This window comes from Nonomuraea muscovyensis (genome assembly GCF_014207745.1).
Lineage (GTDB): Bacteria > Actinomycetota > Actinomycetes > Streptosporangiales > Streptosporangiaceae > Nonomuraea > Nonomuraea muscovyensis.
The window spans coordinates 1,591,769-1,604,178 of sequence record NZ_JACHJB010000001.1 but is presented as its reverse complement, the minus strand read 5'-3'; the positions used below and the strand labels follow the sequence as shown (position 1 = coordinate 1,604,178).

Here is a 12,410-nt window from a genome sequence, read left to right as displayed (position 1 = left end):
GCCCTGAGCCGGCCCTTAGTCGGCCGCGGCCGGTCCCGCGTTCCGCGGGGCCGGCCGTGTCACGTGAGGGGCGTGGCGCAACTACTGGGTGTTTTTACGGGTTTAGCGGAGTTTGGCGGCGGATATCCCATCCGACGTGGGAGGACTACGTTGCGTCGATGGATCTTTCCTGACCGTCACGCCGGTCGCGTGCACGGACAGCGTGGGCGTGCCGTACGAGGTGACGCTGGAGCTCCGGCGCGACGGCACGCCGTACGGGACCGTGGGGGAGAGGTGCGGCTGGATGCTGGTTCGGCTGGCCCGCGGCGTGGACGAGGCACGGGCGGGGCGCGGGCCGGCGGCGTGCTGGCCTGATCCCGACGACAGGTTTCCGGACGAGGAGCCGGACAGCGAGCTGTTCGCGTTCCGCTATCGTACGAGGTCGAGCGTGGTGGGCGGCGGCGAGCTGCGCTGCCAGCTCCGGACGATCCCCATCTGGGTGCCGCGGCCGGGGCGGCCGGGCGAGTGGCGGCTGACGCGCCGGGCCTTCGTCGAGGCGTGGGGCGCGGGCGGCGTGGGCATGCGGGCGGTGCTCACGTCGGGAGAGCTGGCGGAGTTCGTGCGCGAGCTGGTGGACGAGGCCGAAGGCTGCCTCGGCGGCCGGGGGCTGGCGCGAAATCCCGTTGAAGATCTCCCCAGGAATCCCATTGATGGGGCGGGCACGGGCGAAACGCGGTGATAATTGCCTGTTAGGTCATTCGGCCATAAGCACCGCACCACTGGGGAGGGACTCCGTGGGCCTGCGCGACCTGGTCTACCGGCTGTACGAGCGTCGGCTGGAGACCAAGCTGTCGAAGGACAGCATGCCCCGGCACGTCGGGGTCATCATCGACGGCAACCGGCGCTGGGCACGCGCCATGGGCATGCGCGACGTCTCCAGCGGCCACCGCAAGGGCGCCGACAAGATCTCCGAGCTGCTCACCTGGTGCCGCGAAAGCGGCGTCGAGGTGGTCACGGTGTGGATGCTCTCCAACGACAACCTCAACCGGCCCCGCGAGGAGCTGGAGCCGCTGCTGCGCATCATCGAGGACGTGACGCAGGAGCTGGTGGACCAGGGCTGGCGGATCAGTCCCGTGGGAGCACTCGACCTGCTGCCCGACAGGACGGCCAATGTCCTGAAAAATGCGAAAGAGGCAACATCACACCGTCCAGGCCTGATTGTGAACGTTGCAGTTGGGTATGGAGGAAGACGTGAGATTGCCGATGCGGTGCGCTCACTCCTCCAGGAGCACGCCAGCAAGGGGGCGAGTATCGAGGACCTCGTCGAGGTTCTCGATGTCGAGCACATCGCGGAGCATCTCTACACTCGCGGCCAGCCCGACCCGGACCTTCTCATCCGGACCTCGGGCGAGCAGCGGCTGTCCGGCTTCATGCTCTGGCAGAGCGCTCACTCCGAGTTCTACTTCCACGAGGCCTACTGGCCTGACTTCCGCAGGGTCGACTTCCTGCGGGCGCTGCGCGACTATGCCGCGAGACACCGGCGTTACGGTTCCTGATGGGACATCTGGGTATCCAGTACGTAACGTTGGAAGTGTCCGGCCACAGGCCGGACACTCCGGAGAGGGCCCATCCTTGCGCCACGAACTGCCGAGGGGGGCCGGAACCCGGCGCCGACGGCTCGTAGCGGCCGAGGACACGGGTCCGGTCCGATTCCCACCTCGTCTGCAGGGTGCCCGTTCCCACGGGTGCCCGGGGGAGAACGTGTGGCAGTGTCCTCGAGCAACCCTTCGACCCAGCCCACCGAGCGCGAGCCGGGCAAGCGCACGTACGTGCTGGACACCTCGGTCCTGCTAGCCGACCCGGCGGCGATGACCCGCTTCGCGGAGCACGAGGTCGTCCTCCCGATCGTGGTCATCACCGAGCTGGAGGGAAAGCGACACCATCCCGAACTCGGCTACTTCGCGCGCAAGGCCCTGCGCTACCTCGACGACCTGCGCGTGCAGTACGGCAGGCTGGACGAGCCGATGCCCACGGGGGACGGCACCATCAGGGTTGAGCTCAACCACAGCGACCCGTCGATCCTGCCCGTCGGCTTCCGCCTGGGTGACAACGACACCCGCATCCTGACCGTGGCCCGCGCACTGGCCGCGGAGGGCTGTGACGTGGTGCTGGTGTCCAAGGATCTGCCCATGCGGGTCAAGGCGGCCTCGATCGGCCTGGCGGCGGAGGAGTACCGCGCCGAGCTGGTCGTCGAATCGGGCTGGACCGGCATGGCCGAGCTGCAGGTCACCACCGAGGACGTGGAGACGCTCTTCGAGAAGGGCACCGCCGACCTGGAGGAGGCCAGGGACCTGCCCACGCACACCGGTCTGCGGCTGCTGTCGAGCAAGGGCTCGGCGCTCGGCCGGGTGCTGCCCGACAAGTCGGTGCGGCTGGTGCGGGGCGACCGCGAGGTGTTCGGGCTGCACGGCCGCTCCGCCGAGCAGCGCATCGCGCTCGATCTGCTGATGGACCCGGAGATCGGCATCGTCTCGCTCGGCGGACGGGCGGGCACCGGCAAGTCGGCGCTGGCGCTCTGCGCGGGCCTGGAGGCCGTGCTGGAGCGCCGCCAGCACCGCAAGGTCATCGTCTTCCGCCCGATCTACGCCGTGGGCGGGCAGGAGCTCGGCTACCTGCCCGGCACCGAGGGCGAGAAGATGGGCCCGTGGGGCCAGGCCGTCTACGACACGCTCGGCGCGGTGACCACGCCCGAGGTGATCGAGGAGGTCCTCGACCGGGGCATGCTGGAGGTGCTGCCGCTCACCCACATCCGCGGGCGCTCGCTGCACGACGCGTTCGTGATCGTGGACGAGGCGCAGTCGCTGGAGCGCGGGGTGCTGCTGACCGTGCTCAGCCGGATCGGCGCCAACTCCCGGGTCGTGCTCACCCACGACATCGCCCAGCGCGACAACCTGCGGGTCGGCCGGCACGACGGCGTGGTCGCGGTGGTCGAGAAGCTCAAGGGCCACCCGCTGTTCGCGCACGTCACGCTGACCAGGTCGGAGCGGTCGCCGATCGCGGCGCTGGTCACCGAGATGCTGGAGGACATCAACCTCTAGCTCACTTGAGATCTCCGCAGATGAACCGCCCTTCCGTCCTGGAGGGGCGGTTCGCGTACTTGTGCACGATCTTGACCTGCTCGAAGGCGGCGTCCTGCTGGGCCGTGCAGACGATCTGGGCCTTGCCGAGCTTGGACAGCCGGCCGTCGCCCTTGACGAAGACGGTCAGCGTGGAGGTCCGCGGCAGTTGCACCTCGTCGCGCTGGACGGGGTTGAGCGAGTCCTCGATGCCCTCGAACGTGAAGCCGCGCAGGGCGGTGTCACGGTCGCCGAGCGGCTGGGACGAGGCCGCGAACAGGGCCGTGAGCAGGCTCTCCACCGTGTCCGACTCGACGTCGGCGGGCTCCAGCGCGAGCTGGTCGTTCTTCAGCAGGTAGATGGTCTTGGACGGCGGAGGCACCTCGACGGTCGGGGGCTTGGCCCGCTCCTGCACGTCGGTGGGCGCGATCCCGCACCCGGCCGCCGACCCGGCCACTGTCACGGCCAGCGTCACGGCGGCGAGGAGCGCGGCGAGCGGGCCCGTCGTGCGTCGGGCGCGCGTCGTGCGCCCGACCCCCGTCGCCCGTCGGGTGCCCGGAAGGACACGGCCGCCGGTCATGCGCGGGGGAGCCAGACCGTGAAGAGGGTGCCGGGGTCCTGGGCGCGCACCGAGACGGTGCCGCCGTGCAGGTGGACGTTGGCCCGGGCGATGGCCAGGCCGAGTCCGCTGCCCTGGCTACGGGCCCGTCCGGCGCCGGCCTTGTAGAAGCGGTCGAAGACGTGCGGCAGCGCCTCCGGCGGGATGCCCTTGCCGTGGTCGCGCACCTTCACCTCCAGGCCGTTCTCCGTGCCCCGGGCGCTGATCTGCACCGGTGGCCCGCCATGCTTGAGCGCGTTGCCGACGAGGTTGGCCACGATCACGTCGAACCTCCTCGGGTCGAGGTTGGCCGCCAGGCCCTTGGGCGCGCTGACCCGCACCTCGTCGGCCCAGCCGCGTACCTCCAGGCAGTCGTGCACGGCGTCGGCCACGTCCACCGCCTCCAGGTTGAGCGTGGCCGTGCCCGCGTCGAAGCGGCTGATCTCGATGAGGTGCTCGATCAGCTCCCGCAGCCGCTCGATCTCGTTGAGCACCAGTCGCACCGCCTCGCCCGTGTCGGGGGGCAGCCGGTCGGCCTCCTCGCGCAGCATGTCGGCCACGGCCGTCATGGCCGTCACCGGCGTGCGCAACTCGTGGGAGACGTCCGCCACGAACCTGCGCGACATGGCCTCCAGCGCGCGCAGCTCCGCCACGCTGAGCTCCAGGGCCGCCGCCGCGTCGTTGAACCTGGCGGTCAGCTCGGCCAGCTCGTCCTGGCCGTGCACCGGCAGGCGGGTGTCGAGCCTGCCTTCGCCGAGCGCCTGGGCGGCCGCGCTCAGCCGCCTGACCGGCAGCAGCACCCGCCGGGCCGACAGCAGGGCGACGACCAGGGCGATCAGCACGACAGCCGTGCCGCCCTGGGTGAGCCGCGTCCTCAGCATGGACAGCTGGCTCTCCTCGGCGCGCAGCGGGAAGAAGACGAACGCCCGCAGCCCCGTGGCCTCGGCCTCCCGGCCGCTCTGGCGGTAGACCTCGGAGCCGACGATGAGCCACAGCTCGTTGCCGATCACCCTGCGCTGGGTGACGAGGTGCCGCTTGGCCCTGCCGTACAGCTCGTTCGGCACGTCGCCCATGGTCAGCGGGCCGTCGGAGTAGGTCAGGTCGCGGTACTCCACCATGACGCTGCGACCGGGCCCGTCGAGCGCCTGGGCCAGCGCCGCGAGGTCGCCGCTGCTGGGCGCCGCCTCGCCGGGCCTGAGCCGCCCGATGGGGAAGGTGATCCGGCCGAGCTCCCTGGTGATCACGCTGATGGCGTTGTCCTCGGCCCGCTGCACCAGCGCCGTCTTGGCCAGCTCGAAGCCGATCGTCGCGACGAGCACCGAGGCCAGGACCCCGACCAGGGTGAAGGTGATGACCAGGCGCGCGCGCAGCCCGGTGGGCAACCGGATCACGGAGGGCTGAACCGGTAGCCGAACCCGCGGACGGTGTGGATGAACACGGGCTCGGCCGGCAGCGGCTCGATCTTCGCGCGGACCCGCTGGACGCAGGCGTCGACCAGGCGGGAGTCGGCCACGTGGGTGTGGTCCCACACCTCGCGCAGCAGGTAGCGGCGGTTGAGGACCTGGCCGGGGTGGCGGACCAGCTCCAGCAGCAGCCGCAGCTCGGTGGGCGTCAGGTGGATCTCCTTGCCGGCCAGCGTCACCTTGAGCGCGCCCCGGTCGATCACCAGGTCGCCGAAGGTGATGCGGTCGGAGGCGGCCGACTCGGCCCGGCGCAGGATGGCCCGGATGCGGGCGTCCAGCACCCTCGGCTCGACGGGCTTGACCACGTAGTCGTCGGCGCCCGCCTCCAGCCCGACCACCACGTCGAGGTCGTCGCCGCGGGCGGTGAGCAGGATGACGGGGAGCTGGTCGAGCCGGCGGATGCGGCGGCACACCTCGACCCCGTCGATGCCCGGGAGCATCACGTCGAGGATGGCGATCTCGGGCCGGCGCGAGCGGATGTGCTCCAACGCCTCCTCGCCGGTCGCGTAGGAGGTCAGCGAATGGCCCTGCCTGGTCAGGGCCAGCTCCAGAGCGGTGCGGACTGAGGGATCGTCTTCGACGAGGAGGATGCCGGCCACACGAACATTATTCGCCCGGGTCAGCCATGCTTCTGCCTAGTGTCATGAAACTGTGACAGCTCACTCACACGACTACAAAGAACCCCGGTCACCCTGAAAGCGGTCCTTCCCTTCGGTACGGGCGCCCGAAGGGCGGGTCCACGCACCCCCGGCCGACGCCGCTGGGGCGCATGGGGAGTGTGAGCAAATTCACACGCCCCGGGAAACGGCACGCCAAGCTGCCGATCACCATGGGAAGGCCAACCGAATGTCTCGTATCGGTTGCGGACCACCCCCCCGGACAGGGCAAGCTCATTGCTCGTGAGCCCAGGTCCGAAGGTGAGTGAGCGCCGAGCACCCGAATCCCCCCGTTCGGCCCGCCGGCCGGCCCGCAAACCCTCGCGGGTGACGCCGAAGCGCGTGCTGGTCGTGGGCCTGTCCGCGGTGATCCTCTTCGGCGGTGGCGGCTTCACCGCCTACACCGCCATCCAGAACGCCAACACCCCGGTCAAACCGGTGTTCGAGCTGGACGACATGGCCGCGATCGCCAGCGGCGACCTCTACACCCCCGACCCCGAGGCCGACGCTCTGAAGGCAGCGGCGGTCCAGGCGTACAAGGCCAAGAAGCTCAAGGACGGCCGCGCGGGCGGGGACGACGACGACTACACCTGGGTCGAGGTCAAGGAGCGGGCGCCGGGCGGCGACGGCTTCCCGCCCGCCAACTTCCCGCCGGGCAGCGATCCCTCGCCGGGCAGCAACAAGGCCGTCGCCAAGGCGATGATGGGCTCCTTCGGCTTCGGCGCCGACCAGTGGGGCTGCCTGGAGAGCCTCTGGCACAAGGAGAGCGGCTGGAACGAGCGGGCGATGAACCGCTCCTCCGGCGCCTACGGCATCCCCCAGTCGCTGCCCGGCAGCAAGATGGCCTCCGCCGGCGCCGACTGGCAGACCAACGCCGCCACCCAGATCAAGTGGGGCCTCGGCTACATCAAGGGCCGCTACGGCTCGCCCTGCGGCGCCTGGGGGCACTCGCAGCGGGTCGGCTGGTACTGACGGTCTGGGGGCCGGTACAAGAGGGTCATCTTTCCTTCTGCAATCGGCAAGCCGCCGCACCCGCTGACGGGGGTGCGCGCACGCTGGCCGCATGGGTGTGAAGGTCAGTGTGATCGTCGATGTCCACAACCCCGGTGATACGGCCGACGCGTGCCTGCGCTCCGTCCTGGAGCAGACGTTGCCCGCGCACGAGTACGAAGTGCTCTTCGTGGACGACGGGTCCACCGACGGGATCGCCGAACGTCTCGACACCGTCGCCGCCGTCCGCCGCAACGTCCGCGTCCTGCACCTGCCGCACTCCGGCTCGCCGCTGAGCGGCCGCAACGTGGGCATCGCCGCCGCCCAGGGCGACTACGTCTACCTCATGGACCAGGGCGACCGGCTGGAACGCGACGCCCTCCAGCGGATGCACGAGCGGGCGGTGGAGACCGACGCCGACGTGCTGGTCGGCCGCCTGGTGCGCGACGCCGGGCCGCCCGTCAGCGCCTTCCACCGCAGCCGCGGGCGCGCCGACATCCTGCGCGACCGGCTGTTCGCCCTGCTCACCCCGCACAAGCTCTACCGCCGGGCGTTCCTGGTGGAGCACCAGCTGAGCTTCGCCGTGCCCGGCGGCCACGTCGCCGAGCAGGCGTTCGTGGTGCGCGCCTACCTGCAGGCCAAGGTCATCGCGATTCTCGCCGAGCACGTTTGCTGCCACCTCGGCCAGCGCTCCGAGCCCGACGACGACCCCCGCACGGTCGTCGCCGAGTTGCGGGACCTGCTGGACGACATCGACGCCTACATCGGCGAGGGCCGCCACCGCGACCGCATGTACGGCTACTGGTTCCGCTCCACCGTGCTCAGGCCGTTCCTGAGCAGCAGGTTCGCCGCCTCGTCGCTCGACAGGGGGCTGTACTTCCGGTTGCTGCGCGGCCTGGTGCTCGACCGCTTCCCGGAGCGGCTGGACCGCTACCTGCCCGTCCAGCTCCGCGCCGTGGCCACGCTGCTGCGCGCCGGGCGGCTCGACCAGCTCGCCGTCCTGGCCAACTCCACGCGGCGGGCCGGGCTGCGCGCGGACCTGACCGAGGTGCGCTGGGACGCCCACGTGCTCGTACTCGGGCTGACCGTCGAGGTGCTGGGCGGCGACGGCCAGCCCACCAGGTTCCGCACCGACGGCGACCGCCTCTTCTGGATCCCGCCGCGCTCCGTCGACGCCGCGCTGCTGGCGGACACCGTCACCGACGTCACCTCCGACGTCGAGCGGGCCCGCCTGGAGGTCTACGTCCGGCATCCGGACACGGGCGTCGTCCACTTCCTGCCCGTGGCGTACCGGGTGGAGCGCATCCAGGACGGGCGCCGCCACACTCGCGTGCAGATCATCGGCGAGGCCCGCGTGGACGTGACCGCCGCCGCGATGGGCGAGCCGCTGGGGCCGGGCCAGTGGGAGGTGCACGTGCGCATGTACGGCGGCGCGCACCAGGCCAGAAGCCGGGTACGGCGGCCGGAGGGGCCGCTCAACTGCCTCGGCGTGCTGTCGCAGCGGCCGAGGGCCCGGTTGGTGCTGCCGTGCTGGACCGACGCGGGCGAGCTGGGCCTGGCCGTGGAGCCGCGCTCGTTTCCCGAGTCGATCGCGCTGGTGTCGCCGGGGGTGACGGTCCGGCGGCAGGGCGCGCACCTGTACGTCGTGCTGCCGGTGCCGTACGTGCCGCCGAGCGGCGGACCGCCGCTGGAGCTGGTGCTGCGCGGCACCGCGCGGGGCGGCCGCGAGGTGTGCGCCCCGGCGCTGGTCGAGCCGGGCGTGCCCGGCGAGATCGCCGGGCAGCTCGTGGCCAAGGTGCCCGTCAAGCGGATGATGCCGGGCGCGGACGAGCTCGGGCCGGGCACGTGGACGGTGTCGCTGCGCACCGCCGAGGAGGAGGCGGGGCTGCGGTTCTCGCTGGAGTTCCGCCGGGGGAGTGCCACGGTCCGGCCCGCCGCCGCCGTCACCCCCGCTCGCCGCTCGCCGCTCGGCCGGGACACGGCCCTGCACCGGCTCGGGCGGCGCCTGCCCGGCGCGCGGCACATCGTCCGGCTGGCCCGCGCCGGCAGGCACCGCTACCTGAAGGACGTCAGCGACGTGCGGCGCCCGGCCGAGATCAAGAGCCCACCCACTCCGCCAGTTCGGTGAACGCGTCGCGGAAGGCGGGCAGCATCGGCTCCAGCCGGTCCGGGTGGGCGTCCACCAGGCTGTCGAGGTGGTTGCCGCCCTCCACCCGGTGGTAGCGGAACGGCCGGTGCGGGCCCACCATCCGCGCGTACACGTCCGAGGAGCGCGAGATGGGCAGCAGCGTGTCGAGGGTGCCGTGCAGGGTGATCAGCGGCTTGGTGATCCGGCCGGTCAGCGCGATCCTCGACACGGCCGCGGACACGCAGTTCCCGCCGGGTGCGGCGGGCTGGTGCACGCAGTTCGCCGCACGGCTGCGCTCGGCGTAGTCGTAGTCGGCCGCGGCGCCCTGGTAGGACGGGTCCAGCTCCTTCTGGTAGAGCTGCGTGGTCAGCTCCCAGTAGTACTGCCGGTGGAACGGCCACAGGAACTCCGAACCGGCGGCGAAGCCGGCCGCCCGCACCCCGTCCGGCTCCGGGTAGGCCCTCAGCGCCTTGGGCAGGAAGTCGAGCAGGTTGTCGCCCTGGGCCCGCCAGAGGGTGCCCTCCCAGTCGACGCCGCCGTCGTAGAGACCGCCGCGGTTCTCGAGCTGCCACCTGACCAGGTAGCCGCCGTTGGAGATGCCGGCCATGAACGTGCGCCGCGGCTGCTTGCCGTACCTCTGCCGGACGACGGACCTGGCGGCGAGCGTGAGCTGGGTGACGCGGTGGTTCCACTCGGCGATGGCGTCGCCGGGGCGGCGGCCGTCGGTGTGGAAGTCCACGCCGGTGTTGCCCTTGTCGGTGGCGGCGAAGGCGTAGCCCCGGGCCAGGACCCAGTCGGCGATGGTGAAGTCGTTGGCGTACTGCTCCCGGTTGCCGGGGGTGCCGGTGATGACCAGGCCGCCGTTCCACCGCTCGGGCAGCCGGATGACGAACTGGGAGTCGTGGTTCCAGCCGTGGGTGGTGTTGGTGGTGGAGGTGTCGGGGAAGTAGCCGTCGATCTGGATGCCGGGCACGCCGGTCGGGTTCACGGTGGCGGCGGAGTGCAGGCCTGCCCAGTCGGCCGGGTCGGTGTGCCCGGTGCGGGCGGTGCCCGCCGTGGTCAGGTCGTCGAGCCGCGCCACGACGGCGTGCTCGGCGCCGGGCACCCTCAGCTCGGGTGCCTGCGCGGGCGTGAGCAGGCCGGCGACCAGGACGAGAGGGAGCAGCATCAGGCCTCCCGGACGTGTTCGGCGAGCAGGCGGACGAAGTCGGCGGGACGTTCGAGGTGCGGGCTGTGGCCGCAGGAGTCGAGGACGACCTCCCGGTAGCGGCCGTAGCGGTCGAGCACGGCCCGCGTCTGGGCCACCATGGGCTGGGCGGGCGTGCCGGGGGAGCCGGGCAGCACGCCGAGCGCCCCCAGGTGGGCCAGGTCGAACAGCGAGGTGTCGGAGACGATCACGTCGGCGGCCCCCCTGATCCACAGGATCGGCGGCTTGGGGTCGATCGCGTGCAGGTCGTCCAGCCGGACGCGGGTCGGTGCGATGGCGTTGAGCACGCCCTGCTTGCCGGGCGCCACGCCGGGCCAGGCGGCCGAGGTGGCCGCGTCGCCGGGATAGTTCGCCTCGCCGACGTGGGTGGTGAGCATGGAGCGGACGTAGCGGTCCTCGTCCGCGACCGGGGCGGCCACGTACGAGGCGCGGAAGACCGAGCGGGGCGACGTCGGCGCCTCGTCCGACAGGTCGCCGCGCCGGAGGCGGTCGACGAAGTCGGGGTTGGCCGCGCCCGCCCCGGCCCCGGTGCCGTCGGCGTGGGTCAGCCTGCCGTCCGGGCCCTCGGTGCCGCCGAACCCGTACGGCGAGATCGGCGCGACCAGCGTGACCGACCTGAACGCCGCGGGACGCTCGCGCAGCGCCTGCAGCACGACGCCGCCGCCGAGGCTCCATCCGACCAGGTGGACCCCGGACAGGCCGAGCGCGTCCACGAGCTCGAGCAGGTCGTCGGAGAAGTCGCGCAGCCCCCGCGAGGCGTCCACGGGCGCCGGGTCCGTCCCGCCGAAGCCGCGCAGGTCCACGGCGAGCGGGCGCAGGCCGGCGGGCAGCGCGGCCATGATGTCGAGCCAGAAGGCGGAGGAGGAGACGTTGCCGTGCACGAACAGCACCGGCTCTCCGTCCGTCCTGCCCTCGACGGTCTCGACGTGCTGGGTGAGCCTGGGCGTGGTGACCTTCACGCGCGGATCCTCTCGGTCAGGTCGCGGCCCTGGGTCTCCCGGGCGGCGTAGACCGCGATCAGGGTGAGCACGGCCGCCCCGCCGAGGTAGACGGAGATCGGCAGGGAGCTGCCGAACGCCTGGAGCAGGGCCACCGCGATGATCGGGGCGAGCGCGCCGGCCACGATCGCCGAGAGCTGCGCGCCGATCGACACCCCGGTGTAGCGCATCCTGGTGCCGAACAGCTCGGAGAAGAAGGCCGCCTGGGGGCCGTACATCATGCCGTGGAAGACCAGTCCCACGGTGACGGCCAGCGTGATCGCCAGGAAGTTGCCCGTGTCGATGAGCGGGAAGAACGCGAAGATCCACAGACCCACGCCGGCGGCGCCGGCCAGGTAGATCGGGCGGCGGCCGAGGCGATCCGACAGCGCCCCCCACATCGGGATCGTCGCGAAGTGGATGACCGAGGCGATGAGGACGGCGTTGAGCACGGTGGAGTTGTCGATGCCGCTCGCCTTGGCGTAGGTGATGACGAACACCGTGAGCAGGTAGAAGGAGATGTTCTCCGCGAGCCGCGCACCGATCGCGACGAGCACGTCGCGCCAGTGGTGGCGCAGCACGCCGATGATCGGCGGCGCCTCCTCCGGCTCGGCCTGCTGGAAGACCGGCGACTCGGTGATGGTCAGCCTGATCCACAGGCCGATCAGCACGAGCACGCCCGACAGCAGGAACGGCACCCGCCAGCCCCAGCTCAGGAACGCCTCGTCCGACTGCCAGGCCGCCAGCGCGGCCAGCACGCCGGTGGCCAGCAGGTTGCCGCCCGGGGCGCCGGCCTGCGGCCAGGAGGCCCAGAAGCCGCGCCTGCGCGCGTCGCCGTGCTCCGACACGATCAGCACCGCGCCGCCCCACTCGCCGCCCAGCGCGAACCCCTGCACCAGCCGGAGCACCGTGAGCAGCAGCGGGGCCGCCGCGCCGATCGCCGCGTGCGTCGGCAGGCAGCCGATGAGGAACGTGGCGGCGCCCATCATCAGCAGGCTGACGACCAGCAGCGTCTTGCGGCCGAACCGGTCACCGAAGTGGCCGAAGACCAGGCCACCGAGCGGGCGGGCGACGAACCCGACCGCGTAGGTGAGGAACGCCAGGAGGGTGCCGGTCAGAGGATCGGCCTCGGGGAAGAACAGCTTGTTGAACACCAGCGCGGCTGCCGAGCCGTACAGGAAGAAGTCGTACCACTCGATCGTGGTGCCGATCAGGCTCGCACCGACGATCTTCTTGATGGAGGTGGCACCGCCGGCCTTGTTCTGGGGAGCGTCCATGCCGTCACGCTAGGGAGTG

11 protein-coding genes are annotated in these 12,410 nt (G+C 71.7%); 5 read left to right on the top strand and 6 right to left on the bottom strand.

Annotated elements, in window-relative coordinates:
* Positions 1-136: 136 nt before the first annotated feature.
* The 3 genes from FHU36_RS07525 to phoH2 all read left to right on the top strand — a co-directional run bounded on the left by FHU36_RS07525 (position 137) and on the right by phoH2 (position 3,077).
* A complete protein-coding gene (locus FHU36_RS07525; RefSeq protein WP_185083038.1) occupies positions 137-718 on the top strand; it encodes a hypothetical protein in 582 nt (193 codons plus the stop codon).
* Between the two features lie 55 nt (positions 719-773).
* Positions 774-1,535, top strand: a complete 762-nt coding sequence (locus FHU36_RS07520) for an isoprenyl transferase (RefSeq protein ID WP_185083037.1) — start codon at positions 774-776, stop codon at positions 1,533-1,535.
* Positions 1,536-1,748: 213 nt separating this feature from the next.
* Complete coding sequence (gene phoH2, locus FHU36_RS07515) at positions 1,749-3,077, top strand: RNA 5'-3' helicase PhoH2 (RefSeq protein WP_312891630.1); 1,329 nt, start codon at positions 1,749-1,751, stop codon at positions 3,075-3,077.
* 1 nt (position 3,078) lies between these two features.
* Here phoH2 and FHU36_RS07510 read toward each other — a convergent pair whose 3' ends face one another.
* The 3 genes from FHU36_RS07510 to FHU36_RS07500 form a co-directional block, all read right to left on the bottom strand.
* Positions 3,079-3,570 carry a hypothetical protein gene (locus tag FHU36_RS07510; protein WP_221495794.1) on the bottom strand — a complete coding sequence of 164 codons (492 nt, stop codon included), beginning with the start codon at positions 3,568-3,570 and terminating at the stop codon, positions 3,079-3,081.
* A gap of 101 nt (positions 3,571-3,671) precedes the next feature.
* A complete protein-coding gene (locus FHU36_RS07505; protein ID WP_185083035.1) occupies positions 3,672-5,084 on the bottom strand; it encodes an ATP-binding protein in 1,413 nt (470 codons plus the stop codon).
* Positions 5,081-5,755, bottom strand: coding sequence for a response regulator (locus FHU36_RS07500; protein ID WP_185083034.1), 675 nt, complete (start codon positions 5,753-5,755; stop codon positions 5,081-5,083). Before FHU36_RS07500 ends, FHU36_RS07505 begins: the two co-directional genes overlap by 4 nt.
* 384 nt (positions 5,756-6,139) lie before the next feature.
* Here FHU36_RS07500 and FHU36_RS07495 point away from each other — a divergent pair, with 384 nt between their 5' ends.
* Both FHU36_RS07495 and FHU36_RS07490 read left to right on the top strand, forming a co-directional pair.
* Positions 6,140-6,784 carry an aggregation-promoting factor C-terminal-like domain-containing protein gene (locus FHU36_RS07495; protein WP_312891479.1) on the top strand — a complete coding sequence of 215 codons (645 nt, stop codon included), beginning with the start codon at positions 6,140-6,142 and terminating at the stop codon, positions 6,782-6,784.
* A gap of 91 nt (positions 6,785-6,875) precedes the next feature.
* Positions 6,876-8,930, top strand: coding sequence for a glycosyltransferase family 2 protein (locus FHU36_RS07490; RefSeq protein ID WP_185083032.1), 2,055 nt, complete (start codon positions 6,876-6,878; stop codon positions 8,928-8,930).
* Here the strand turns inward: FHU36_RS07490 and FHU36_RS07485 are convergent.
* Genes FHU36_RS07485 through FHU36_RS07475 form a run of 3 tightly spaced genes read right to left on the bottom strand, consistent with a single transcriptional unit; the run spans position 8,899 to position 12,391 of the window.
* A complete protein-coding gene (locus FHU36_RS07485) occupies positions 8,899-10,098 on the bottom strand; it encodes an alpha/beta hydrolase family protein (protein WP_185083031.1) in 1,200 nt (399 codons plus the stop codon). The genes FHU36_RS07490 and FHU36_RS07485 overlap by 32 nt on opposite strands.
* Positions 10,098-11,096 (bottom strand): alpha/beta fold hydrolase, encoded by a 999-nt coding sequence (locus tag FHU36_RS07480; protein WP_185083030.1) that lies wholly within the window; start codon positions 11,094-11,096, stop codon positions 10,098-10,100. Before FHU36_RS07480 ends, FHU36_RS07485 begins: the two co-directional genes overlap by 1 nt.
* A complete protein-coding gene (locus FHU36_RS07475; protein WP_185083029.1) occupies positions 11,093-12,391 on the bottom strand; it encodes an MFS transporter in 1,299 nt (432 codons plus the stop codon). Before FHU36_RS07475 ends, FHU36_RS07480 begins: the two co-directional genes overlap by 4 nt.
* Positions 12,392-12,410 lie beyond the last annotated feature (19 nt).